This window comes from Legionella jordanis, assembly GCF_900637635.1.
Taxonomy (GTDB): domain Bacteria; phylum Pseudomonadota; class Gammaproteobacteria; order Legionellales; family Legionellaceae; genus Tatlockia; species Tatlockia jordanis.
On record NZ_LR134383.1, the window covers coordinates 2,197,774 to 2,222,368 of the forward strand.

Here is a 24,595-nt window from a genome sequence, read left to right on the forward strand (position 1 = left end):
GGGTTTTCAAGTATTGCAAAAGGCTAAATCCTTACTTTTTAAAGCTTTAATCCAAGCCTAACCACTTCATGAACTCACCTATTTTACCCCTTTGATAGGTTAACCCTTGGTAAATTGACCCTACCGCTCGGGCCCAGTAGATGTATAATTTCGGCAAATTAATCTTTTTCGACAACCAAAACATTCTATGGCTCCAGATCGATATTGAGTAGCGCATGCGATAAATCAGCTTGCGCCTTGTAGTAAGTGATTTTGCGTCTGGCTTTACTCGCTTGCGCGGTATGATTTTCATGCGATGTCGCGCCAATCGATAAGCCAAACCTTCACGTCTTTGCCTTAAACCAGCAGCTTGCGTTTCTTTTACAAACCCGTTGTTCACTGGGTCCAATTTCAATCGCCTCTCCTCAATAGCCTTAGCTATCATATGTTCCACTTCAGGAGAGCGGACTACCACAACGTTTGTACCTTTACCGTCGGATGTAAACGGTTCAATCCAAGCATCACCAAAAGAAATATCAGCAGTTTCAGCCATAACATCATCGCAGTAATTGCAAGCGGAATTCATAAAAAAACCCGCCCCCCAATCACCATCTACAAGATGCCACCAGTCCCTGTTGACACTTGTGCCATTCTTAAGCGTAAGCCTTGCATTGTACCAATTGGCTGGACGATTTGGGTCTTTATGGCGGAATTCCACCTTCTGTATTTCATTCACTGGAACATTTAATTGCCAAGCAAAACTCTCAATGAATTTTGCACTTTTCATATGGCCACAAAAAAGACCAAGGGTATATTTTATTCTCTTTCGGAACAGAGGGATTTCTTGTCTAAGTAACTGTATAGCCTTGATAAAGCACGGAATTCCAACCACTGCATACCGCCCCTCCTCAGCAGCTATTATTTTTAGCACTTCGGAAAGCTCAACAGGATAATACCTTGACTTTGCCCCTTCCCTAATTTCTTTTTCGCTTCGTGAAATTCTGTAGGAAAAATACCTTTCCTGTTTTTGAGGATCTCCAGACGCTATCACATGCGCCAGACCATCAATATGACCTTGTCGCATCAACTCACTAGCGACCCAACTTACCATCCCACCTGAACTGCCTTGCAGACGAAATTCTTCTTCGGCCGCATAGCCGACGTATGCGGTTTGGTAATGACCTAAAGCTTCGCAATCTCTTCCTGTTTCAGGAAAGCATCTTTCCGCCAGTTCATTTTCGTTTTGAGCAGACGGGGAGAAAGGGCATATTTTAGCCAACAACTCCGATCTGGATTGCATCCATCCCTTAGAGCCATTTGGCAGTAGTTGGCCGTAGGGATCAAACTTCATGTTTGCCTTATCCGTTTTGGCCAGGCTGACACAACTACCGCAGCCTATGCAAAGTCCGTTTTTCACCATTTCTTTTGGGCTTAGCCGCTCATTCATGTCCATTATCACTGCAGTGCACGGTCAATAAAAGCATTGGAAATCTCACTAAGCTGTTCAATTTTATTAATGATTTTTTCCTCTAAAGGCTCACTTAGTACTCTTTCAAATGTTGCCGTTGTTGTCTCGCTGTTGGCAATGTGATGTTTTCCACTCAAGATATCCAGTAAACACAGCAACTTAGTACTGCGATAAGGCGATACTTCGCAAATAAAAGGCTTTTGATTTTTTAAGGCAAAAACACATCCATGAAAAAAATTAGTGATTATGGCTTCTGCTCTACCCATAAAATAAGCAAATTCATAGGGACCGGCTGAGATCCACTGCTTGTCAGCCCAATCATTACGGTATCCAATACTGATGATTGGCAGATTTTTTCGCCTAGACCATTTGCACATCTCAGTTACAAAGTGAGGTGAGAAATTATGTCCATATAAGGCTATATAAGGTTCTTGGAGGCGTTCGTAACTGCGCTCTTCTATCTTTGTGGGAAATTGCAGACAGGGATCAAGTACGATCTCAGGCATGAAACCCAACGTGTTCTTAAGGATAGCCTGAGCATTCTCATCACGTACGGAGAGGCTGTCGAACTGTTTAAATTTTTCTATCCAATAAGGGTCCAATCCATTCCAGGCACTATAATTACCGAAACTTGCTGCATAGGATATTAGTCGCTTAGCAGCTATCCCTTCTCCAAAAAAAATCGGAAGCTTGCCATACCATGGATGCGACAAATTCCAGACCTCATCGCTACCTACCACCACTAAATCATAATCCCCCATCCCTTGAGGCTGATTGATATTGAATTTTGGTGAAAGAGGCAGCAATTCAAAAGCACGAAAGAATTGCTTTATTTTCTCCCGGTACAGCGGATAGTCAGATTGATCCACAGGGGTGGGAAGTGTCGGGCGATAGGCGCATTTCCATTCCGCCAGGTTTATAGTGGTTGCGTCATGATCCAATATCAAAACATCATGTCCACGAGCCCGAAGTCCTTCAGCCAAACATTTTGCCTGCCAGTAACTGCCATAATTGATGCATTTGTGAAATGTAAGAACTCCAATTTTCATAACTGCATCACCAATCCTTAATCACGAATACGACGTTTAAGCAGCTATGACCCCAATCCAATTGAGGTCACAAGATGGAATTGAAGGGATTATGCTGATTCCTTCTCATAACTTTTATTCTCGCTGCAAACACTATTCTTTACTCCAGGCCTTCCAACTGAAACATAGCAAGCAATATCTGCATGTTTAATAGACTCCAGAGAATAGCAATTTCGCCCATCCACGAGCGGTGCATTCTTCAATTGCAGACTAAGCTTTTGAAGAGAATACTGTTTGAACTCAGACCATTCAGTCATGATGACCAAAGCATCGACATCGGTGGCAGCAAGGCTGGCTGATTCGCAGTATTGAATCAATTTTTCCCCACTTAATACTTTTTGGGCATTCTGCATGGCAGCCGGATCATACAGCTTCATTCGTGCATTAACTTTGAGCAGTGATTGAATTAAATTAAGGCTGCTTGCTTCTCTTAAATCATCCGTTTCAGGTTTGAATGCCAGACCCCAAATGCCAATAGTCCGCCCTTTAAACTGGCCTTTGAATAAAGTCTCCAAAGTCTCATAGACCCAATTTTTTTGCATGATATTAACTGCTTCTATGGCCTCAATCAGGTTTGTATTCACATGAAAGGTCTTTGCTGTAGCGCAGAGCGCACGAACGTCTTTTGGAAAGCAGGAGCCGCCATAGCCCACCCCTGGAAATAGAAATTCCGTTCCAATTCGCTTATCGTAACCCATGCCTAAACGAATATCGTCAATATTTGCACCGGCAGCTTCAGCTATTCGACTCAATTGATTCATAAAACTGATTTTGCAAGCGAGCATGGTGTTAGCTGCATACTTGGTCAACTCCGAGGATCGGCGATTCATGCGCAGGAAGGGAATACCTTTATCCAAAAGTGGCTGATAAAGCCGCTGAACTGCTCTTAAAGCCGCCTCACTTCCACCCGCAACAATGCGCTCAGCGTTTAAAAAATCAGATACTGCATTTCCCTCACGCAAAAACTCAGGATTGGAAACCACATCAATTGTGCAACTCTTATTTTCTCTTAATAAAATTTCCTTCGTAAAAGAAAACACCTCATCACCTGTCCCAACGGGAACGGTAGATTTAATTAGGAGAACCGCATCCCTGTTTATTTCCCTGGCAATTTTTTCACACACAGAAAATACCTGCGATAAATCCGCTGAACCGTCCGGGCTGGAGGGGGTCCCTGTAGCTATAAAATGAAGATCACTGTTTGCAATGGCAAAAGATAGATCCTTGGTAAACTGCAAGTTCTTTTTCTCACGGCCTTCATCAAGCAATTCCTTCAGATCTTTTTCATGCAAAGGACATCCACCTTGCTGTAATAATGCGATTTTTTCAGCATCAATATCAGCACAGACAACTTCGTGGCCAAGGGAAGCAAGACAAGCTGCGCTGACTAAACCTACATACCCTGCCCCATATACTGAAATATTCATCTCTCTGTCCTTCTATGTAGTTCTGTGGATAACCCTCTGAAAATCTGGATTATTCCTGATGCCTAGTGAATGTACTCTTCAAAGTTCTTATGTTCTTCTTCGAGCAATTCTTTCTTATTAAGTGACTTAAAATAATTAAAGGTGATTTCCATGCCCCTGTGACGGTCCACTTTGGGCTCCCAGCCTAGTAGTGCTTTAGCTCTACTGATGTCTGGTTTCCGTTGGAGAGGATCATTGGCAGGAAGTGGTTTATAGATAATTTTTTGTTTGGTGCCTGTCAGCTTGATTATTTCTTCAGCAAAATCTTTAATAGTGATTTCATCCGGATTACCTAAATTAATGGGGTAATGATAATCCGAGTGTAGCAGCCGATATATTCCTTCGATTAAATCATCGACATAGCAAAATGAACGCGTTTGCAACCCATTACCGAATACAGTGAGGTCCTCCCCTCTTAAGGCTTGCCCCATAAAGGTGGGAATGACTCGACCGTCATTTAACCTCATTCTTGGACCATAGGTATTAAATATCCTGGCAATTCGGGTTTCTACTCCATGAAAGGTATGATAGGCCATTGTGATGGCTTCCTGGAACCTTTTCGCCTCATCGTATACTCCCCTGGGCCCGATTGTATTGACGTTTCCGTAGTAATCCTCATTTTGAGGATGAACAAAAGGATCTCCATAGACTTCTGAAGTCGAAGCAATGAGTATCTTGGCTTTTTTTGCTCGGGCAAGTCCCAAAAGGTTGTGAGCTCCTAAAGAGCCAACTTTTAATGTTTGTATCGGAATTTTTAAATAGTCAATTGGGCTAGCGGGTGAAGCAAAATGCAGAATGTAATCGAGATGTTCAGGTATATTTATAAATTTAGTTACATCGTGATGGTAAAAAACGAAATTTTTTAATGGGAAAAGATGCTCCAGGTTTTTAAGATTTCCAGTTATCAGATTATCCATTCCGATAACATAATAATCTTCTTTTATGAAACGATCGCATAGATGCGAACCTAAAAATCCTGCCGCTCCTGTTATTAATATTTTTTTCATGGCTCCTGCCTCATAAAAGTAGAGTTAATTCAATATTTCAAACTTACTACAATAAACAAATGTCCGATTTACTAAAAAATATTAATTTTTTACTTTACTATCAATAGTGTCTTTCCACTCCTTTCCTATGGCAGATAAATACTCAGAAAGGTTCCATGTAGCAAAATCCGGTTTAAAATCTTTTTTCTTCACTGCAATGTAGGTTTCTTTCTCAGGCATTCCAGCCACGTCAAATCCGCAATTAGCCAGCATTGACAGCACACATTGATGGTTTGGTACCCACCAGTTGGTCGGATCCCCTACCAAACGCTTCTCAATAAAAGCCATGAAAGGAAAAGCCGGATTTTTAAGTATTTCCCGCTCTTCAAGTCCAATGTCATCAGGAATCTGCATTTCTTCTGTACCTGGAACCGAGAGGGTCTGGAAAACCATTATGTTTTTAACTTTTTGAGTGATTATATCCAAAGCCAAAAGCGGGTAGCGCAAGTGGTAAAATACCCCCATGAACCAAACCAAATCAAACTCATCATCCGTATGGGCCAAATCATAAACTTGCATGCATTTAAAGGTAATCTTGTCTTCAAGACCAAACTGAGAAGCTACCCAATGCGCCTGCCTTAAGTAGTGGGGATCCAGATCTATAGCGACAACGTCAGCACCCCTTTTAGCCAACTCAACGGAATAAAACCCGGCATTACAGCCAATGTCCAGAACACGCCACCCCGTCAAGTCCTGGGGAATGGAGTGTTGAATTTTTTGCCATTTAAATGAAGGGAAATCTCCTAAAAAATGATCCGGCGCTGTCTGATTGCCATCTGGTAAATGGATATTATGAAACCACGGTTCCAGCTTTTTTATTTCCTGCTCTACTATCATGTCTCCGCTTCCTTTCTCTCGTATTATTTTGATCCCTAACTTCTTCAATATAACCTAGTAGCTCGTATGCACGGGTTTTAGCAGTGTGATTCTTTAGTACTTTCTTTCTTGCATTTTCAGCAATTTGCATTCGTTCTACTTCAGTAAGACATTCTAAATGCCTTATTACATCTTCTGTAGATTTTGCAATGAGTATTTCAGCCCCTTCTTCGAACAATGCAGTAAGGCCTTCCCAGAAATCTGAAATAATGGGTACTCCGCAAGCTGCAGCTTCAAAAAGCCTCACGCTGGGAGAGTAGCCGAACTTTATCATATCGGCCCGAGTAACATTTAGGGTAAATTTTTGGCTGTTATAAAACTCTCTATGTTGAGTAGCTGGCAAATGCTCCACACGCTCTACATTCTTTGGCCAGATGACATCCGTGGGGTATTGTGGTCCAGCAACTATAAATGTTTCATTTGTTAAAGCTTGTGCTGCTTTGCAAAGCAGAAGGTCTACTGTCGGTTGGCGATCTGTACTAAACGTGCCAAGATATCCCATTGCCCATTTTTTGGGATGTCGTTCGGGAAAATAATGTTCTGGATCTACTGAACAGTATAAAGGCCGGGCAGCGGGCGAACCATAATGCCTTTCTATATGCTCTAACACAGGCCCACCTGAAAACGACAGGTACAGATCATACTGGCTAATCAGATCCGGTGTTAAGTATTCATAGTCTTCCCTCTGGAGTTTGGCCATTGTTACAGGAGTATCAATATCGTAAAAGGCCTTAACGGCATTCGCGCTTGCATTAACCCACTGACCAACCTCAACCCCCCCCTGAACATAAGATCCCACAATTACAACATCTGCAGCAGCGATGTCTTTTTCGTACAAGTTAAACAGCTCCTCATTTGAGCCGTATAACTTTAAGGAGCAAAAATCAGGATTGGGCAGATCTCTGTTGGCTGCATAATAAGGGACATCTCTCTCAAGAAACAAAATTTCATGTCCTGCCTTAGCTATTTCTTTCAGCAATGCCCTATAGGTAGTGGCATGGCCATTTCCCCAAGAGGAAGTAATGGATAATCCTATTACCGCAAATTTCATAAAACGTCTTCCTTAAATGGTTAGCTCTTCTTCCACAGACAATAACGCGTTCGCAAATACTGATTGCAATATTTTTGCCCTGTTATCATAGGTATGACGTTCCAAAACTTTTTTATAAGCCGCATTACCAATCTCACGCGCTTGTTCTTTTGTGAGATTCTTCACAATTTCGGCCACTTCATTACCATTATGAGCAACCAGTATCTCTGTGTCCGGTTCAAAGAATAATTCAATACCTTTCCAATGATCCGTGATGATACAGGCTGCGGCCCCTGCCGCTTCAAATACTCTCGTTGCAGGAGAAAAACCGTATTTCGCCATGCTGTCTCTGCTAATGTTTAACACGGCCAAAGGAGTGCAATTAAAGGCATTATGATCATTGGTATAAACGTGACCTATGTAATTAACATTGGGGGACATCGGTTTATTTTCCCAACCGCTTCCACCAAGAAGAAAGGATTTTTCCGGAAGCTGGCTTGCCGGCGCAAGAAAAAATTCTTCCACTCTTGCCTCCCTATCAGGCAAACGATTGCCTAAAAAAGCAAGGCTCGCATGGAAATGTTCCTTGGCTTCGACTGGAAAATGGCTGTCCGTATCAAGTGCATTATAAATGGGGACACAGGCTTTAGCCCCTTTCTTTGCATATGCATCAATAACAGGTTGTCCCCCTCCATAAGTGAGGATGAGGTCATATTGGGGAATTAACTGATTAAACGGATCGGCCGGATTATTGTTTATCCTGTCTAAGGTCGCTGGCGCATCAACATCCCAAAAAACGATAAGATTGTTCTTATTCTTAAGCTTAACCAACTCCCGTTCGAGAAATTCGTCATGCTTACCCACTCCACTGGCTTTTATGATTACATCGGCAGTTGAGGCAGCCTCGAGAAGCTTTGTTATCTCAAATTCCTCACTTTCATACACTTTCACGCTGCAATAGTCAGGATCAGCAATGTCTCTATGTTTCTGACGGTCATAGATGTCAGGCTCATTGAAAGTGATTTCATGACCCAGTTTATGCAAAGCCTTAACGATACCGCGGTAGTAAGTGGCTGCTCCATTCCAATACGCTGAAACAATACTGGATCCGAAAAATACTATTTTTAATGATTTATTATTTATTTTCACTTCAAAGCTCTTCTAGTATGGTTTCAAGTTCATCAACCCTGTGGGAACAGGTATGCCTTTGTAAGATAGTCTGACGTGCGTGAGCCGCTAATTGTTGGGACAGTTGCTCATCATTTAATAATCTCTTAAGACAGTCTTTCATTTCCTGTCCATTATTTACTGTTAAATAGTCTTGCCCAGGATGAAACAGTTGTTCTGAATCGTTCCAGGGTGAGCAAATGAGAGGGATCCCACAAGACATCGCTTCAAAAGGACGAATGGTGGGTATTCCGGAGAGGTTTTTTACGTAAGGACCACGAGGAATATGAACGGTCGCTTTGTACTCTGCAAATACTTCCGGTACTTTATAATTGGGAAGCCAGCCACCGTATTCAATACCTGCTTCTTCAAGCGCGTCTAAAGCCTCCTGCGGGTAACGGACCCCATATACCTTGGCTTTCAAATTCAATTCGCTTACGGGTTTGATTAGGAATTCCATGAGCTCTTTGGTGCGTTCATTGTCTCCCCAGTTGCCTATCCACACCAAATCCCCTTTTTTTTCTTGGGTCAATTGAGGTCTAAACAAATGGTGGTTTGCCGCTTCATGCCAGACCCAGGTTCTGCTAATCCATTGTTTGTGTTGATAGATATCCTGTATTACTTTTCCAAAAACCAATGCGCCATCGTATTCTGAAAAATCATACCTGGCCATACTCGGTTCATCTGATACAGCGCGATGGTGGGTATCATGGAACAAGAGCTTATACCCAAATAGATTTTTGAGCTTGCCTATGGTTGCAACCAGTTCAGGCTCATTCCATTCATGGACAATGACTAAATCAGCCCCACTTAGCAAACTGTTGTAATCCGGATTTTTGGGATCATAAAAATGCGGTTCAAGGGTCGGAAAATAGGTTCTGAACTCGTCCATTTTTTCCGAGCCATAATCATTGAGAAGATTGGATAGACTCCATCCCCCCTGTGGTTCATACACTTCAACTTGATAACCACGATTGATTAATTCTTGAGCAAATCCTCTTAAAAAATGAGCATTCCCATGGTTCCAATCGGAGACAAGGGAATGATAAAACATAACTACTTTCATGCAGATACCATATGGTTAAATTCTTTTTGTCTCAGGAGCTCTTTATAGAGACTTTGATACTCCCGCACCATTTTCTCTTGTGTAAAATTCTTTGATCTTAACGAAGTCAGGGAAGACAGCTTTGACCGCAATTCTTTGTCTTGGATTAAATGGTTTAGCGTCCTAAGCAGTTTTGCTGGGTCATAAGGGGGCACATAAACAGCTGTATCCTGCCAAATTTCCTCAAGCGTTTTTATCTGCCCTAAAACGAGGGCACAGCCGGCTTGAGCCGCTTCAAGTACCGCAAGGCCGAAGGGTTCATAACGCGCGGGCATCACAAAGATCGCTGCCCTTTGCATGTAAACCTGTAAGTCCTGATGAGAAAGCGGTCCCAAAAAATGCACATTTTCTGGAATCTTAACCTTAGCATTGGATGGATTTATATTATTCCCTGCTATATAAACAGGCCAATCAAGCTCATCAGCAATTTCCGAGAGCGCATAGATATTTTTAGCTTCATCCCATACACGTCCCGCAGTTAAGATGAAGGGTTCCTTTTCTCTCGATTGTTCTGACAGCCAAAAATCACTGCCATTATAAATTACTTTTGAACTGGGGATTTTTCCATACACAGCTTGCGCCTCATTCAATATGGCCCTTGAGGGAGCAATTACAATATCGGATGAGGAAATGGATTTTTTAACTAGTTGCTTATAATTCTCCCATTCAGGAGGTGCATCCTCTCCTTTCACAGCCCGCCACCAGGTATGGACACAGGAATGAAATACAGTAATGACAGGACATGACCAATTGTGGTTTACATCCACGAAGTTGTTAAAATGAATGATATCAGGATTGATTTTGTCATATACTGACTTTATCCATTCGGCTGCGAGCTTCACATCGGCCCAGGGGTCATCCATCCATTCCAGTTTATAATCACTGCAGTACAAATACACATTGGATAATCGATTTGCCTCTTCCAATTGCTGTTTGTCAGGATTGCCGCCCATCGTCATCAAATGGATTTCCGCATTGTAATTCAGTAAACCTTTACAAAGGCTTAAGGCATAAGTCCATACTCCTCCAACTGTATCGGCAGTCATTAATATTTTAATTTTATCTTCCATAAATTCTGTCAATTATCAGAGCGGTTTTTAAATACTCATTGGCAGTAGCCTCATCATAACCCTGTCCAGCTGCGAGTTTTTCTGCCCACACCACGCCTGCCCTCCCACTCCAGTCATCTGCTGATTGAACAAGGTTTTGGCTATGGGTCCCATGGTATTTCTCGGCCTTAAAGTCATAAAAAGAACCATTGACGTTTTTAAAGGACACACCGCCTTCGCTGCCAAAAAAGACCACCTCAATGATCGCATCCTGCCCTGCAGAAGAATGCCATGAGCAATCAAGGCTGATGGTAGTCTCATGCTCAGTAAGCATAAATACTTTGGCAAAATCCTCTACCGTTTCCTCATGAGGTTTTAACCTAAATCCTTTGCTGTAAAGATTACTGTTCAAACTGATGATTTCAGGAAAACCCAAGCAACACAAGGCCATATCCAGAAGGTGTACGCCCAAATCGATTATACAACCACCTCCGGATTGTTTAAGGTCATAAAACCAGGGTTTATCAGGGCCATAGGCATTATGAAATATCAAGTTCACTCCATGAATTCTGCCGATTTCCCCACGACTAACCGTTTCATAAACCGCCTGAAAGGCTTTTGTATGACGATAAGATAAATCGACATGAAGCAACTTGTCCGCTTCTCTCGAGGCTTGTATCACTTGCTCAATTTCTTCATACGTCCTGCCCAAGGGTTTTTGACAAAACACCGCCTTGCCTGCTTTCAAAGCCTCCACGGATTGGGAAGCATGCATAGCACTTGGTGTGGCTATAACAATTCCATCCAACTGTTGATGCTTGTATACTTCATCCGGTGAATCCACAAGTTTGGCGCCTGCTGCTAACTTAAGTGCCTCAGCTGCATTCTGCCTGCAAGGCTCGGCGATGACCAAAGGGTCAACCTTAGCTTGATGAATAAGCGCTTCCATTCTGCTTCGACCAATCCAGCCTACACCAATAAAACCTAGAGAAAGTCTTTTTTCAGACCGGCTTGTTGCTGTCATTTTGCCACCTCATTAACCAGCAGGGCTTTGATAAAGCCTTCGGGTCTGTTACTTAGCATACTGAATGCTTGTTCTGCTTCATCCAAATTTAAAGAATGGGTAAACAGAGGAAAGGGGTCCATTTTTCCTTCTTCAATGGCTTTGATGGCATTTTGTATTCCTTTTACGTATTGCCTGGGATCCCTTTCATGGGCATTAATCATGTCTATTCCCCGCCAGTTCAGCAACTGCATGTTGACTTGCCGCATGCCATCCTGGTGAAAACCAGCAACAATAAGCTTTCCTCTTTCAGCAGTTAGCTCAATGCTCAGATTTAACGGCCATTCTTTGCCAGTTACTTCAATAACCCGGTCGCAAAATTTACCGCTGGTTAATTGTTTCACTTTCTCAATCACTTCATAATGGCCGTCCATCGCTATGACTTGGTCTGCCCCGGCAGCCGCTGCCGATTGCAATGAAAATGGACGTTTGGATAGGGCAATTACGTTTGCGCCGGCTGATTTTAATAACTGAATCAGCAAAAGACCTAAAAAGCCTGTACCAACCACAGCTGCTGTTTGGCCAGCGTGAATATCACAGCGATTAAAGATATTCATTACGCAACCTAAAGCCTCGCCTGGAAATGGTTTATTGCTTAAAAAATCTGGCAAAATTATGACTTCATCGGCTTTTGCTATATCGTATTCTGCATAGGCATTGTAGGATAGGCAGGTTACGCGATCACCCACTGAGAGGCCGGTTACTCCAGGCCCTACTGCGTCTATCACTCCCCAACCCTCATGACCGGGATTACCGGCTGCGATAGGATAAGAAAACCAATCTCTTCCTTCCCAAACGGGAGTATTTGAAGCACAAACCCCGCTCCCCTCGAGTTTGACTCTTACCTCACCTGCTTTAGGCTCAGGAATTGCAACCATAACCGTATTTATTGTCTCAGGTGCGGCTATAACTGCTGCTTTCATTATTGAGGTCTTTGACTCTGTTTTTTTATTAATTTTTTCTATTAAGGACGTTTCCATTTATTCAACCATTGCTTCTGATAAAAATTTACTTTTTGGCAGGCTGATGTTTCTTGATTTACTCAGCCAAAATAACAATTTCTCTACACCCTGCAGCACTGAAGTCTTTGGAGACCAACCCGTTTCCATTTGAAACCTGGAAGTGTTTGAGACGTAATACTGTTGATCACCGACTCTCGATTCTTCAAAAGTAAAATCTATTTCCTTTCCTGTTGCTTTCTGTATTAAATTAATGATTTCAATGAGGCTTACCGTATTGTTAGGCCCCCCACCAATATTGAACACCTTCCCTGACGTTTTATCGATATTCTGCTCTGCCAGCAAAAATGCTTCGACTAAATCTTCTACAAAAAGGATGTCTCTTACCTGTTTGCCGTTGCCGTAAATTACGATTGGTTTGTTTTCCAATGCGCTGATTAGAAAATGAGCCACCCAACCTTGATCTTCATTGCCAAACTGATGGGGGCCATAAATACAGCTCATTCTAAAAACCACGGTTTTAAGCCCATAACACCTTGAATAATCCAGCACATACTGATCAGCAGAACCTTTTGAACAACCATATGGGCTATGGAAATCTAGCGGGCGGCTCTCATCAATACCATGCCGGTGAACGCTTTTATTTTCCGGATAAACCCTGGTTTCATCAGAAATAAAGTTCAAATCATTTAAATCGCCATATACCTTGTTCGTGGAGGTAAATATCAGGGGAGGTTTTTGGGAGGAATTTCTTATGGCCTCCAATAAATTGAAGGTTCCGATTAAATTCACTTCAAAATCATTTTCTGGATCTGTGAGGGAAGAGGTTACTGCCACCTGCGCTGAAAAATGGAAAATTTGTTCTGCATCATTTACACACTGCTGAAGGAACGCTTTATCCCTAATATCCGCGATCTGGGCGATGGCTTTATTTCCATGCTTATCCTTAAGCCACTGCAAATTTTTTTCCACCCCCGACCGAGATAAATTGTCATAAATTACAACCCTTCTACCAAGACTAAGAAGTTTGTCAGCTAAATTAACGCCTATAAATCCTGCTCCACCAGTGATGAGGGTATATTTTTCATTTTTAATTGTATTGTTCATAAGGACTCCATTCTCTAAACAGTCAAACCTCGTGAAGCCAGCTCACTGGTAGCCTTACTTACATGATCAATGGCTATTTGTCCTTTAAGCCACTGGGACAGTTCAGCCAGTCCTTCATCAAACTTGATGCAAGGTTCATACTCTAATAACAACTTGGCTTTGGTTAAATCAGCAAAGCAATGGCGGATGTCTCCGACCCTGTATTTACCCGTAACTTGAGCTTTGATTTCTTTGTTCATTACGCGCGCAAGGTTTTCGGCGATTTCGTAAATGCTGTATTGGTTACCACTTCCTACATTAATCACCTCACCACTGGATGCCTGTTTTTCCAAAGCGAACCTGCAAGCCCTGGCGACATCCTTAACATGTACAAAATCTCGTTTCTGCATGCCATCTTCAAAGATTAAGGGGGCATTATCGTTCAGTAACCTGGATGCAAAAATGGCTAATACCCCGGTATATGGGTTGGACAGTGCCTGTCTGGTGCCATACACATTAAAAAATCTTAAGGCGGTAGTGGGAATGTTATAAGCTTTGCCGGTGATTAGGCACAAACGCTCCTGATCATATTTAGACAGTGCATATACGGATGAGAGGCAGGGTTTTTTGTGTTCGGGAGTGGCTATAGGCATCAAGGGATTTTTTTCGCCATCATACAGTTCCCATCGTTGCTTTTTTAAATCCTCAAGATTTCGCTCACACTCTTCAATGCATTGGCCTGTGGCTGTCTTATATAGACCTTCTCCATAAATGCTCATACTGGATGCGACGACCAATTTTTTTACTGGGGATTCGATAAGGGCTTCGAGCAATACAGCTGTCCCAAGATTATTGACATCGGTGTAATTTTTTATCTGATACATGCTTTGCCCAACACCGACCATAGCCGCAAAATGAAACACAGCATCAATGTCTTGCAAGGCTTTTTTTACTGCTGCCTTATCCCTAACGTCCCCGACAACAAGCTCCACGTCTCGATGCAAATATTCAGGGCGTTTAGCGTTTGGACCGTGCACCTGCTCAGACAAATTGTCTAAGGCTCTTACTTTGTATCCTTGTGCAATCAGTTCATCTGCCAGATGGGAGCCTATAAATCCAGCACCTCCTGTAATTAATATATTTTTTATCATTCCCTTTATCCTTAACATATGACAAAAATTGAGACTTAATCATGAAAACTATGGAGAAGTTATATTGAGTCAGCTTTATAAAGACGCAAACTTGCTGATGATTCCTCCAAGATCAGCTTTCAAATGGAATTATGTATTTTTCCTTACATTACATCATCTTATTAGTGAGAGTATTGCAATATTAGGGTTTAGTGCAAGAGTTATTTAAGCTTGTTATGAGATGGGAGGTTTCACGCTCTTTTGAGTGAAACCTCAGTGAATTTATAGAATGGGATGAAATTCTTTCAATCAACCTTTTATGTTTTTGGCTGTTTCCTTGCTTACAATTTTATTAAAATTACTTTTTTTACCATCAGCAGTTTCTTCCTGATAAATAAGAGCAAGATCATTCTCATCAAAGATATCAAACCATTTACTCCAACTGATTTCCTCCAGATCCTTGCCTGTGTAGCCTGGGAAGTCAAATCTGAGTAATTCGCTGCCGTTATGGCCGGCACCTTTGACTTTTGCGGGTTTGGCATTTCGAACTTCTGCCCATTTTTTTATCGTTCCATGATCACTGGTTGCATGCGTTTGAGCGGTCATCATTCCTCCCTATTCTTGTCCTTAAAGAAACCACTGAACAGAGTACTAATTAAATAATAGATGCTTTTGCATAGGTTTTGCCAATTTCAGTTCTTCAACTTTTCCGACAATTTGGCTTAAATGACTTCTCTTCATATGGGCACATGGTTTTCTTCTGCAAAATTACTGTGGTTTCTCGCTAGTGGATAACTGATTTCCCTAATGGTCTCTGTGCTAATTGACGCTTTCTTAATTTTTTATGTAATAATAGCTACTAGCTTAAGGTGCATGAACGGCTTTTGTAATGAAAACAGCAGATCGTAATATCCGTTTACTGTTGCCATTTATGCCTATCTACATTGCCCTTAATTGATTTCTCAAGGAAGATAAACATGGTCAAGAAGTTAAAAAAGGCTGTTTTTCCGGTTGCCGGTTTAGGAAGTCGATTTTTACCTGCTACAAAGGCAAACCCTAAGGAAATGCTACCGGTCGTTGATAAGCCCATTATTCAGTATGCTGTTGAGGAAGCCGTTGAAGCAGGATTTTCAGAACTCATTTTTATTACCAACAGCTCCAAACGAGCAATCGAAGACCATTTTGATGTCAATTATGAACTCCAAAATCGTTTAAGCACAGAGGGTAAATACTCTTTATTGTCTACCATTAACTTTTTGCCCGCTCCTATAAGATGCACATTTATCAGGCAACCTGAACCCAAAGGGTTAGGCGATGCCATCCGATGCGCCAAGCATGTGATTAATGATGAGCCGTTTGCAGTGATTTTGCCTGATGATTTGATCATGAGCAATTCGCAAAACTGTTTAGGTCAAATGGCAGCACTTTATCAAAACACCCAAGCAAATATACTTGCAATTGAAAAAATTGATTTGGCAGACTCAAATAAATACGGTGTGATTTCCGTCTCTCAATACTTTGAAACCTACTATGAAATCAATGGAATCGTTGAAAAGCCTGCCCCGGAGGAATCCCCTTCTTCTTTAGGTGTCGTAGGCCGTTATATCTTTAATCCTGAAATTTTTTCATTTTTGGAAACCATTTCCCCGGGTAAAAATGATGAGATTCAACTCACTGACGCCATAAAGCAACTCATCAATGTGCAAGAAGTATTTGGCTATAAAATTCAGGGGAAACGCTACGATTGTGGTGATAAATTTGGTTTCGTAAAAGCCACAATCCAATATGCGCTAAAGCATCCTGAGATCGGCGAAAAAGTCCGACATTATTTTGATAATTTTTCTGAACTCACTGTCTAACTTGATTTCTGCCTTAGTCCAGCTAAGTGAGGCTTTGATTGATTAATAACAGTTAAGGCAGAAATTAGCAGCAATCCAAGCTTATATGGCTAATCGGAAGTGGCCTAACCTAAATAGCTTGAGCTAAGCTCAATTGTTATTAAAGCCAATTGTATGTACAATAATAATCCATTTTGTTTTTTATTGATGCCATGCTGCCTATTTTTAATCGATTCCCTAACCCAGGTTTATTTAATCTCATCCACTTTCGCCTTTCCTACTCCTTGCTGCCCGCCATGAGGAGACTAATTGAGCGGGTTGGTTGTAAACCCAGCTACAACGTCGTTAGCATTGCTTGTGGCAGAGCATTGGAGGTATCTACTTTAGAATTATTGGCTCGTTCCCGCAATATTACATTCAACTACTCTGGGTTTGACATCGATAAAAGTGATGCTTGTAGTGGAACTTTTACGATAGTTTTGCGATGTTCTGAAATACTACCTGCATATTGATACACAAATAGGTCGAACGGTCTGGGAAAATCCGAAGACCATGAAAACCCAATGGAAAAACGAGAGCAACTGCTCGCTCGAGGTAATGAATGATACGGTTATTCAGCAAATTTGCTGAAGATTGAATTGGTAATGGAGTGACTCTGTAAAAAAACCATTTAAATGAAAATTTCTATGCTTGTTTTAAAAAATGCTTATTTTGTACTTTATACCTTTTGCCGTAATGATTATTGTGTTTTTTGCAATTATTATCACCAACGCAAGGAATGCAAATAATAAGGTAAATTTCGAAATTAATCAGAAGTGGGTAAGGACTTAGCTTTATTTTTTGTACTTTCGTAGTGTAGCTCCAATGTTAATAGACAAATATATGCCAGATCCTTAACATTGGCTACATTACTAGATGGATTCAATTGTAAATGTATCGTCTTTCTAATAATAATCATGAAATTCTCAATGTTATAATTTCATTCGTAAAAACTTTGTTGCCAGTCTAAAGGTATCTAAAACTATAATCATTTTTGTTTCACTAATGCTTCTGTTTTCCAAGCATTTTGGCCCCAAAATAGAGAGATGTTGATGAAATAAACTAATGTCACCGCGCACGAAGAACCCTGCCTGAATTAACTAGTTATATAGTCAGTAAAAATTTTTTTTTGCTAGCAAGGAAATTTCTTGTTGTATATTAGAAAGCGAGCTGCGTAGCTGATTCAGCAATAAACCTAATTCAATAAATTTTTTTTCCTTTTCTGAATCATCAAGTACACCTGCTGAATAAACAGAATTAACTGCCTTAGTGAAATCATCTCTTGATTTATAAAACTGTCTAAGAGCTGATGCTGAAGTACTCTTATATTCTTGAAAATATATATTCAGTAACATTTCAAAGAGATTTAAAGGAGATGGTTCTAAATCATAATTACTGGTGAATGGCACCCTATCCCATTTTTTTTGTACCCTAATTAAATCAGAAAAAAATTGGAAGTTCATTCTTTCAGTAATGAGGTACAACTCCTCCAATTTGGACAACAATAGTTGTTGCCTCTCTCTCTTATTTACAGAGCGCTGTACATAAATAGACGTAAGTAAGGATGAAAAAAATCCTAGAATCACCCCTATAAAACCCGATACCAAAGCGGGATTATTTATGATAGAAGCAATTAATTCTTTATACATTTTAGCTCATTAGGTTGCGTGTGTATGAAGTATAGTTGAACGCTTAAAAATGTGTTTTAATTCCTTGCCTTATCCTTTGCGTGTTCAAAAAATGTTTTGATGGCTCAAGTTATCAACTAATTAAAGCAAAATGTCTGCTTTAATTCTGATTCTCCCAACCAGTAACAAAGTAATGGTGCGGGTATCTGCATAACATTTGTCGTAATTTCTGGTAGGTTTTTCATAATACAAAAGTCATCTAACGTCAGTTACTACATAACCATGTGCAATATTTTTTTTCTTACATAGTTCTAACAATCTTTTCAATGCTTTGGCATTCGTATGTTGTGATAGGTATTTGACTTCTAAAGGAATTATTTGATCACCAATCTGTGCTATTACATCCACTTCATGGTCTTTGGTACCGCGCCAATAACATTTTGCGAGTAATATCAAGCAAATAGATGTTTAAACACAGCTGTTTCTGTGGCAACACCTAAGGATCAGGATGCTCCAGAATACTTTTATCTTTTAGTAATTCAGCCGATGCTATAGCTGCGTCTGCTAAATAAATGCAATTACTGCGATTATGCCATGGCTGGAACTGCTGATATTTCTTTTGGTGATGCTTGGATTGAACCGTTAACATCCGACGGTAAAGGTACAAACGTTGTGGTAGTCCGCTCTCCTGAAGTGGAACATATGATAGCTAAGGCTATTGAGGAGGGGTGATTGAAATACAAAGTGCCGCCCCAATTATTGTCCGGTTAACTTGATCTGTTTTATTTATATTACATGCAAATTTCATTTCACCTTCTCTGTTTTATAACCAACTGCTTAACTCTCAAAAAGACTTTCTACCGTCGCCTGCATCTCCGACTGATTAAGCTTGGCATAACGAAAAATTTCCTTAATTGAAACATTGCCGCTTAATTCCCCAAAATGAACTCCATATTTATCGGTAACTTTTTTTTTAAAAAGGTATGCCTCCGTTTATGTGGCGTAAATGCAAATTTCTCATTCTCGGGCAAAAACGCCAAAGCCTATTTAAAACTCGCTGGCACATTCTATAAACATCTAACGTTTGCAAGCGTGTTCCATATCGAGTATTAAACAACGGCCCATCTTCTTTAGGCTCTCTTTTTTCTAAGTATTGATCCAAGTACGCCTACTCTCTCGTGGTAAAGGAATTCTATGACTGAGAAGCCCTGTACCTAATAACAAATAATAAAGTACTGTTTCCATTAATGGGTTTTGATTTTTCCGGGTACAGCTTTTAATGTATTGTTCACAAGCAGACTTGAGTCTCATTAATTGACGCGATGTTAGTCCAATCCAATCGGGTGCATCGGTTTGTAGATCTTTGACTTGCGCTAATGGATCTCCTGCTAATAAGGGGCGTTGTTGATGTAGCCATCGTCCCACATGTCGAATGGTGGCCATCGTTCTATTAATAGAAGTAGCTTTGTAGGGTTTACCCGTTTTCTCTGAAATGGTTTTACATAAATGCTTTTGAAAATGCTTGCTAAACAGCGGGCGTCCAACTATCGATAAATTTACTTAAGTTTTTTATCTTGGCTTGTTCAATTTTCTCAGGAGCACCTTTCACATGCACTGAGTAATAATAAGTCAACCAAGCAGAAAGTTAATTGGCATCAAAATGAACATCCAAGGGGTAAAAAAATCTTATCCATCACAAACTTTCGATTTTTCGAATTTGGCTCATCCAGGAAATTCATAGGGTCTCATTTCTGTTTTTCCTGATTATACCCAGTTTTTGATGGATAAAGTACGTTATCTATCACAAACCGGGAGATCATTTTAGCGCCTATATGCTCTTTGAGCTGCAGTTTGTTGAGCCCGTTGCTGAGCTTGTTGTTGGGCAGCTCGCACAGATGCAGCTTGATGAGCAGATCTTACAGCAGCAGCTCGTTGGGCCTGCTGTTGGGCCTGCTGTTGGGCACGTTGTTGGGCACGTTGTTGAGCCTGCTGTTGAGCCTGCTGTTGAGCACGTTGTTGAGCCTGCTGTTGAGCCTTTTGCTGGGCTTGTTGCTGAGCTCGCTGCTGAGCTTGTTGCTGAGCTCGCTGCTGAGCTTGTTGCTGAGCTCGCTGCTGAGCTTGTTGCTGAGCTCGCTGCTGAGCTTGTTGCTGAGCTCGCTGCTGAGCTTGTTGCTGAGCTCGCTGCTGAGCTCGCTGCTGAGCTTGTTGCTGAGCTCGCTGCTGAGCTCGCTGCTGAGCTTGTTGCTGAGCTCGCTGCTGAGCTCGCTGCTGAGCTTGTTGCTGAGCTCGCTGCTGAGCTTGTTGCTGAGCTCGCTGCTGAGCTTGTTGCTGAGCTCGCTGCTGAGCTTGTTGCTGAGCTCGCTGCTGAGCTTGTTGCTGAGCTTGTTGCTGAGCTCGTTGCTGAGCTTGTGGTTGAGAATATTGCTGGGCACGAGGTTGAGCATATTGCTGGACACGTGGCTGAGCATATTGCTGGACACGCGGCTGAGAATATTGCTGGACACGTGGCTGAGCATATTGCTGGACACGTGGCTGAGCATATTGCTGGACACGCGGCTGAGCATATTGCTGGACACGCGGTTGAGTATATTGCTGGACACGTGGCTGAGTATATTGCTGGACACGTGGCTGAATCACTTGGGACTGTACATCTTTTGCTGTTGTGATTGAGTTATTTCGTTCTTCTTTTTTTGGTAGTTGTTGATGTGATTTTGGTTGCATTAATGTTTTATTTTCATTACATAGTGATTCCTGCTTTTGTTTGTTCTGTTTCTCGATACGATCATTGATAATTTTTTGCAAAGCTATTGATGTTGCCAAAGCCGATGAATTTTTATTAGGCAATGGTTTGGCAGCAGGTAAAACTGTTTCGCAATTCCTCGAGAGTTTGTTTGCCAAAGCCTTTTGGGGTAATGATTTATTAATATTTATTGAGTTTCCTGCTTTAAAATCCTCCTTATTTTTTTGAAGACTCACAATAAAACCTTCCTTGTTAGGAGGAGTTGTGTTCTCTTTTTTAATTTTTTGATCTCTGGGTTCCCGCGACACACGCTCTTCATTAGTTGGTAGGTCAGGAAGCCCCATCAATTCTCTAAAGGTTTTCCGTGGTACTTGGCTCTCATTTAAACGCTCGAGATCTCTAGCTTCTTGAGCCGCGAGCTCTTCCTTGGTTGGTTGGGCAGGAAGCCCCATCAATTCTCTGAAGGTTTTCCGTGGTACTTGGCTCGCATTTAATCGCTCGAGATCTCTGGCCTCTCGAGCCGCGAGCTCTTCCTTGGCTGGTTGAGCAGGTAATCCCATCAGCTCTCTGAAGGTTTTTCGTGGTGCTTGGTTCTCCTTTAAACGTTCGAGGTCTCTGGCTTCTTGAGCCGCGAGCCCTTCCTTGGTTGGTTGGGCAGGTAATCCCATTAGCTCTCTGAAATTTTTAGTACGGGTCAACGTAGTTACTGAATTTTGAGAGTTAGGGGGACAGAATGAATTATTTACATCTGGTTGATGTCTGGTATTACCACCATAGGTAAATTGAGGATCACAAATAGATTTCTTAGGTGGATTCTGTTTTTGCTCTTTTGTATTTTCAAATTGTTCTGATAACTCGGTCTGTGTGGAGGATTGATAATCAGAGGATGTACAATAACGTAAACAAGAGGAATACTTTCTTTCGCTTGCTATATCAAAAACTGTTTTTTGGCAATTATTTTTTATTGTTAAATCTATTCCAACTAATGAAAGTTTTTTTAGAAGTAATGGCCGATTATTTTCAGCTGCAATATGCGCAGGTGTATTACCTTGATAATTAACCACTTGTGAAAAATTTGGTGTTTGGATAAAGTGAGTTAATAAATTAGATGTAATTTCTACATTATTATTAACTGCCGCAAGATGTAGCAAGGTCTCCTTTTTTCCCTTAGAACCTACTACATAAAATTTGGTTAAGATGGTTCCCAGCTCTTCCTCAGAGATAAGTTGTTTTGCTCGATCAATTAAGTCAAAAAATTTTTTGCTTCTATTAGTTTTTACAGCCACCAAAAAAGCATCAGATAACTCTTCAGGCTTTAGATTTGGTATGTCCTGGAATTTAAAATCCTTTGGGTAGTTTTTTGGCTTCTTCACGGGAGCACCATTAGGTTTAGCCCACTCATGATACCCACCACGATTTTTATGGTCAGGATGAAAGACTCTCCAATATTCAGAGCCTGATTTATGTTGACTTTTTGGAACCAAGCGCATAATTCCCTCTTTTCCATTGGCCGTCTGAGAGTGACAATGCTCCCATGTTAGTGATGGATGAGGAGGATCATTTGGTTGTAAGCAAATTTTTTTTACTAGAGCATCATTACTTATTTCAGCACAAAGTTGAATCCCTTCCTTATTTAATTCCTCAATCTGCTTCAATAATAATTTGTTACAAATATTATTATGTTTCTCGCGACTCTTACCAAAATCCCCATGTTTTAATTGCACTTCAAAGTAACAGCTATAAGTTGTTAGCTTTAATTTTAAATTAGCTTTTTCTTTTGTTTGTTGAATATTATTTTCCTGTTCAATCTTGGACTGCATATAAAGACTCCAATAATGCATCTAGAGATTCACTGATGAGGTTGTAAGCAGTTGGCATTGTATAATTATCATCCTCATGATCAAAGGGTTGGTCTCCATATTGAAATAGCCAAACCTGTGCCTTACCTTTGACCCACTTCAAATAATAAACTCCTCCATACCTATCTTCCGCAAAAGGTAAAGTTTCTCGTCCTAAGTATTTAGAAAAACTGTCAATGGACCACCATATATTGGCTGGGGAATCCCTATTTTCATCCAAACCATAAAAAAAACTAATTGAACTATATTCATCATCCCCGTAGTAATTGAGGAGCGGAAAACACCCATTATAATGAGTCAATATTTCTTTAAGACTTGCAGGTAGCGGATGACCAAAATGCTGCTCAAGTTCAGCAAATTGTGATGCTGTTGGAGCAGGTTTAAAAACACCGTCCATGGGGTGCATCTTTAACTGGTTTAAAGCAAAAGGCTGTCCTTTTCTGTCCGCCAAGGCTCTTAAACGTCCTTTTTCAAAACGCTCTTCATCCTCATCATCATCTTCCATCATTTTCTTCTTTTGCTCAGGGGTGAATGGTTTTCCATATTCTAGTGTCTTATAAACAAGTCCACCCTTTGAGAGGCAAAGAGCATCCCAGCCATCACTGCGCTCTAGTGAAATATCAGCCCCACTAATTATCAGCAGTTCTACTATTTCAAGAAGATCTTGTTCAGCAGCAATCATTAAAGCAGTATATTCGCCGGGTCCTTGAAAATTGATATTCGCTCCTGCTGCAAGTGCCGCTTTCACGCCCCTTATATCATTCTGCAGTGTTGCGAATAAGAGCTCATGATTTTTGAGCAAGTGATAAATAGGTGAATGGGTTAACGCAAGGTCACTTGCAATTTCCTGGTGATGATTCTTGATTAGTGGATTGGCACCTTGCTGTAATAGGTAAGTAACTAATGGTTCATCGTCTTTATCAACGGCTATCATTAAAGCTGTATACCCATCATTTTCGTTCTGATAATTTATATTTGCACCATCAGCGAGGTATTGTTTTATTTTGTCCGGCTTTCTGTGTTCTTTGTTTATTTCAGCTAGAAAGGCTTTTGATATGTAGAGAGAATTCTTTTTTACCATGACGTATTTCCCGTAAGTTAAATGGGTAGTTATGAGCTAGGTTAGTCCTTTGACTTCCTGATCTTCTTTTTTATTCAATATCTTTCCTAAGCAAATATTTTCCCTCTTTATGCATGAAGGGGATCAATGCTTACTGGAAAAAAACGATGTGTTTTTTTTTCATTAGCGAGTTGAGATTGTGACTGCAATTCTAAACTACACTCGGTAATACTATGAAGGTATGAAATTAAAGTTGAATCTTTAGTTAAATCAAAAATGCCTTTTCCTTCTGAATTTAATAATGTCAAATCGGCTCCTTGCAGAAAAAGATATTCAAACAAATCAATAAATTTATACTTTGCAGCTAACATAATCGATGTATATCCACCAGGACCTTGAAAATTAACTAGTGCTCCGTCTTTAATTGTTGACTGTACAGCTTCCAGATTATTAATGCGGGCTGCATACAATAATTCGTAATCTTTAAGGATGGGATAGATTGAAGCCTGTTGAGGAATTAATTCACTTGCAATTTTGTCCCTATGATTTTTAATAAAAGGATTAGCTCCTTGACGCAGTAAATATTCAGTTATTCGATCATGTTGATTAATCACAGCAAACATCAAAGCTGTATAGCCATTTTCGATACTTTGATAATTAATGGCAGCACCTTTTACAAGGAGCTCTTTTAATTGGCGCACACTAGGGATTTGGTTATTTACTTCATAAAGTAATCTAATACTAAAATCACTATATTTTCCCACTTACTCATTCCTTGCTCAACAAAACCAGTAGTTCAGTTTTTCATCTTTTTTCATAAACTCCACTCCTGTGGCAAATTTATTTTGTGTTATTGAAGTCCATTCCTAATTTTCTCTTCATTACATTCTCGAAAACCTCATTTCCAATATCCAATGGC

At 40.7% G+C, this 24,595-nt stretch carries 21 protein-coding genes; 2 read left to right on the forward strand and 19 right to left on the reverse strand.

Translation table 11 applies throughout. The annotated features are described in order from the left end of the window. Nucleotides 1-46: 46 nt before the first annotated feature. The 14 genes from EL203_RS09785 to EL203_RS09850 all read right to left on the reverse strand — a co-directional run bounded on the left by EL203_RS09785 (nt 47) and on the right by EL203_RS09850 (nt 15,118). Nucleotides 47-1,426, reverse strand: coding sequence for a Coenzyme F420 hydrogenase/dehydrogenase, beta subunit C-terminal domain (locus tag EL203_RS09785; protein ID WP_197723112.1), 1,380 nt, complete (start codon nt 1,424-1,426; stop codon nt 47-49). 8 nt (nt 1,427-1,434) lie between these two features. Next, nucleotides 1,435-2,496 carry a polysaccharide pyruvyl transferase family protein gene (locus EL203_RS09790; RefSeq protein WP_058469848.1) on the reverse strand — a complete coding sequence of 354 codons (1,062 nt, stop codon included), beginning with the start codon at nt 2,494-2,496 and terminating at the stop codon, nt 1,435-1,437. Between the two features lie 89 nt (nt 2,497-2,585). Beyond that, on the reverse strand, nt 2,586-3,962 hold the full coding sequence (locus tag EL203_RS09795) for a UDP-glucose dehydrogenase family protein (RefSeq protein WP_058469849.1): 1,377 nt from the start codon (nt 3,960-3,962) through the stop codon (nt 2,586-2,588). Between the two features lie 62 nt (nt 3,963-4,024). After that, a complete protein-coding gene (locus EL203_RS09800) occupies nt 4,025-5,008 on the reverse strand; it encodes a UDP-glucuronic acid decarboxylase family protein (protein WP_058469850.1) in 984 nt (327 codons plus the stop codon). A gap of 81 nt (nt 5,009-5,089) precedes the next feature. Continuing rightward, the gene (locus EL203_RS09805; protein WP_058469851.1) at nt 5,090-5,884 is read right to left on the reverse strand and encodes a TIGR04290 family methyltransferase; all 795 of its coding nucleotides are present in this window, start codon (nt 5,882-5,884) and stop codon (nt 5,090-5,092) included. After that, a complete protein-coding gene (locus tag EL203_RS09810; RefSeq protein WP_058469852.1) occupies nt 5,838-6,974 on the reverse strand; it encodes a CgeB family protein in 1,137 nt (378 codons plus the stop codon). The genes EL203_RS09805 and EL203_RS09810 overlap by 47 nt, the downstream gene beginning before the upstream one ends. 12 nt (nt 6,975-6,986) lie before the next feature. Continuing rightward, on the reverse strand, nt 6,987-8,102 hold the full coding sequence (locus EL203_RS09815) for a CgeB family protein (RefSeq protein ID WP_197723113.1): 1,116 nt from the start codon (nt 8,100-8,102) through the stop codon (nt 6,987-6,989). A 1-nt stretch (nt 8,103) separates the two neighbouring features. Next, on the reverse strand, nt 8,104-9,186 hold the full coding sequence (locus tag EL203_RS09820; protein WP_058469853.1) for a CgeB family protein: 1,083 nt from the start codon (nt 9,184-9,186) through the stop codon (nt 8,104-8,106). Further along, the gene (locus tag EL203_RS09825) at nt 9,183-10,295 is read right to left on the reverse strand and encodes a glycosyltransferase family 4 protein (RefSeq protein ID WP_058469854.1); all 1,113 of its coding nucleotides are present in this window, start codon (nt 10,293-10,295) and stop codon (nt 9,183-9,185) included. Before EL203_RS09825 ends, EL203_RS09820 begins: the two co-directional genes overlap by 4 nt. Then, nucleotides 10,285-11,298, reverse strand: a complete 1,014-nt coding sequence (locus EL203_RS09830; RefSeq protein WP_058469855.1) for a Gfo/Idh/MocA family protein — start codon at nt 11,296-11,298, stop codon at nt 10,285-10,287. Before EL203_RS09830 ends, EL203_RS09825 begins: the two co-directional genes overlap by 11 nt. After that, nucleotides 11,295-12,317, reverse strand: a complete 1,023-nt coding sequence (locus EL203_RS09835) for an MDR/zinc-dependent alcohol dehydrogenase-like family protein (RefSeq protein WP_058469856.1) — start codon at nt 12,315-12,317, stop codon at nt 11,295-11,297. Before EL203_RS09835 ends, EL203_RS09830 begins: the two co-directional genes overlap by 4 nt. Continuing rightward, nucleotides 12,318-13,403 (reverse strand): SDR family NAD(P)-dependent oxidoreductase, encoded by a 1,086-nt coding sequence (locus EL203_RS09840; protein WP_058469857.1) that lies wholly within the window; start codon nt 13,401-13,403, stop codon nt 12,318-12,320. 14 nt (nt 13,404-13,417) lie between these two features. Next, nucleotides 13,418-14,533: an NAD-dependent epimerase/dehydratase family protein gene (locus tag EL203_RS09845; RefSeq protein ID WP_058469858.1), complete on the reverse strand. Its 1,116-nt coding sequence runs from the start codon at nt 14,531-14,533 to the stop codon at nt 13,418-13,420. A gap of 288 nt (nt 14,534-14,821) precedes the next feature. Beyond that, nucleotides 14,822-15,118 carry a hypothetical protein gene (locus tag EL203_RS09850; RefSeq protein ID WP_122224880.1) on the reverse strand — a complete coding sequence of 99 codons (297 nt, stop codon included), beginning with the start codon at nt 15,116-15,118 and terminating at the stop codon, nt 14,822-14,824. 371 nt (nt 15,119-15,489) lie between these two features. On the opposite strand from EL203_RS09850, the gene galU reads away from it, so the two are divergent. Continuing rightward, nucleotides 15,490-16,371 (forward strand): UTP--glucose-1-phosphate uridylyltransferase GalU, encoded by an 882-nt coding sequence (gene galU, locus EL203_RS09855; protein ID WP_058469860.1) that lies wholly within the window; start codon nt 15,490-15,492, stop codon nt 16,369-16,371. A gap of 1,130 nt (nt 16,372-17,501) precedes the next feature. Here the strand turns inward: galU and EL203_RS09860 are convergent. Beyond that, entirely contained in the window at nt 17,502-18,038 is a 537-nt protein-coding gene (locus tag EL203_RS09860) for a hypothetical protein (RefSeq protein WP_058469861.1), read from the reverse strand. Nucleotides 18,039-18,611: 573 nt separating this feature from the next. On the opposite strand from EL203_RS09860, the gene EL203_RS09870 reads away from it, so the two are divergent. Beyond that, nucleotides 18,612-18,749 carry a Coenzyme F420 hydrogenase/dehydrogenase, beta subunit C-terminal domain gene (locus EL203_RS09870; protein ID WP_082888216.1) on the forward strand — a complete coding sequence of 46 codons (138 nt, stop codon included), beginning with the start codon at nt 18,612-18,614 and terminating at the stop codon, nt 18,747-18,749. Nucleotides 18,750-19,163: 414 nt separating this feature from the next. On the opposite strand, the gene EL203_RS14605 is transcribed toward EL203_RS09870, so the two are convergent. The 4 genes from EL203_RS14605 to EL203_RS09900 all read right to left on the reverse strand — a co-directional run bounded on the left by EL203_RS14605 (nt 19,164) and on the right by EL203_RS09900 (nt 24,440). Further along, nucleotides 19,164-19,460 carry a hypothetical protein gene (locus EL203_RS14605; RefSeq protein WP_232003932.1) on the reverse strand — a complete coding sequence of 99 codons (297 nt, stop codon included), beginning with the start codon at nt 19,458-19,460 and terminating at the stop codon, nt 19,164-19,166. A 378-nt stretch (nt 19,461-19,838) separates the two neighbouring features. Next, a complete protein-coding gene (locus tag EL203_RS14435) occupies nt 19,839-22,577 on the reverse strand; it encodes an ankyrin repeat domain-containing protein (protein ID WP_170166124.1) in 2,739 nt (912 codons plus the stop codon). Next, on the reverse strand, nt 22,561-23,697 hold the full coding sequence (locus EL203_RS09895; RefSeq protein WP_058472140.1) for an ankyrin repeat domain-containing protein: 1,137 nt from the start codon (nt 23,695-23,697) through the stop codon (nt 22,561-22,563). The genes EL203_RS14435 and EL203_RS09895 overlap by 17 nt, the downstream gene beginning before the upstream one ends. Nucleotides 23,698-23,804: 107 nt before the next feature. After that, nucleotides 23,805-24,440, reverse strand: coding sequence for an ankyrin repeat domain-containing protein (locus EL203_RS09900; RefSeq protein WP_058472139.1), 636 nt, complete (start codon nt 24,438-24,440; stop codon nt 23,805-23,807). Nucleotides 24,441-24,595: the final 155 nt, after the last annotated feature.

Bases quoted from the DNA above. Each gene is read 5' to 3' on its own strand.
- EL203_RS09785 (WP_197723112.1), bottom strand. From the start codon at position 1,426: ATGAATGAGCGGCTAAGCCCAAAAGAAATGGTGAAAAACGGACTTTGC.
- EL203_RS09790 (WP_058469848.1), bottom strand. From the start codon at position 2,496: ATGAAAATTGGAGTTCTTACATTTCACAAATGCATCAATTATGGCAGT.
- EL203_RS09795 (WP_058469849.1), bottom strand. From the start codon at position 3,962: ATGAATATTTCAGTATATGGGGCAGGGTATGTAGGTTTAGTCAGCGCA.
- EL203_RS09800 (WP_058469850.1), bottom strand. From the start codon at position 5,008: ATGAAAAAAATATTAATAACAGGAGCGGCAGGATTTTTAGGTTCGCAT.
- EL203_RS09805 (WP_058469851.1), bottom strand. From the start codon at position 5,884: ATGATAGTAGAGCAGGAAATAAAAAAGCTGGAACCGTGGTTTCATAAT.
- EL203_RS09810 (WP_058469852.1), bottom strand. From the start codon at position 6,974: ATGAAATTTGCGGTAATAGGATTATCCATTACTTCCTCTTGGGGAAAT.
- EL203_RS09820 (WP_058469853.1), bottom strand. From the start codon at position 9,186: ATGAAAGTAGTTATGTTTTATCATTCCCTTGTCTCCGATTGGAACCAT.
- EL203_RS09825 (WP_058469854.1), bottom strand. From the start codon at position 10,295: ATGGAAGATAAAATTAAAATATTAATGACTGCCGATACAGTTGGAGGA.
- EL203_RS09830 (WP_058469855.1), bottom strand. From the start codon at position 11,298: ATGACAGCAACAAGCCGGTCTGAAAAAAGACTTTCTCTAGGTTTTATT.
- EL203_RS09835 (WP_058469856.1), bottom strand. From the start codon at position 12,317: ATGGAAACGTCCTTAATAGAAAAAATTAATAAAAAAACAGAGTCAAAG.
- EL203_RS09840 (WP_058469857.1), bottom strand. From the start codon at position 13,403: ATGAACAATACAATTAAAAATGAAAAATATACCCTCATCACTGGTGGA.
- EL203_RS09845 (WP_058469858.1), bottom strand. From the start codon at position 14,533: ATGATAAAAAATATATTAATTACAGGAGGTGCTGGATTTATAGGCTCC.
- EL203_RS09850 (WP_122224880.1), bottom strand. From the start codon at position 15,118: ATGACCGCTCAAACGCATGCAACCAGTGATCATGGAACGATAAAAAAA.
- galU (WP_058469860.1), top strand. From the start codon at position 15,490: ATGGTCAAGAAGTTAAAAAAGGCTGTTTTTCCGGTTGCCGGTTTAGGA.
- EL203_RS09860 (WP_058469861.1), bottom strand. From the start codon at position 18,038: ATGTATAAAGAATTAATTGCTTCTATCATAAATAATCCCGCTTTGGTA.
- EL203_RS09870 (WP_082888216.1), top strand. From the start codon at position 18,612: ATGGCTGGAACTGCTGATATTTCTTTTGGTGATGCTTGGATTGAACCG.
- EL203_RS14605 (WP_232003932.1), bottom strand. From the start codon at position 19,460: ATGGCCACCATTCGACATGTGGGACGATGGCTACATCAACAACGCCCC.
- EL203_RS14435 (WP_170166124.1), bottom strand. From the start codon at position 22,577: ATGCAGTCCAAGATTGAACAGGAAAATAATATTCAACAAACAAAAGAA.
- EL203_RS09895 (WP_058472140.1), bottom strand. From the start codon at position 23,697: ATGGTAAAAAAGAATTCTCTCTACATATCAAAAGCCTTTCTAGCTGAA.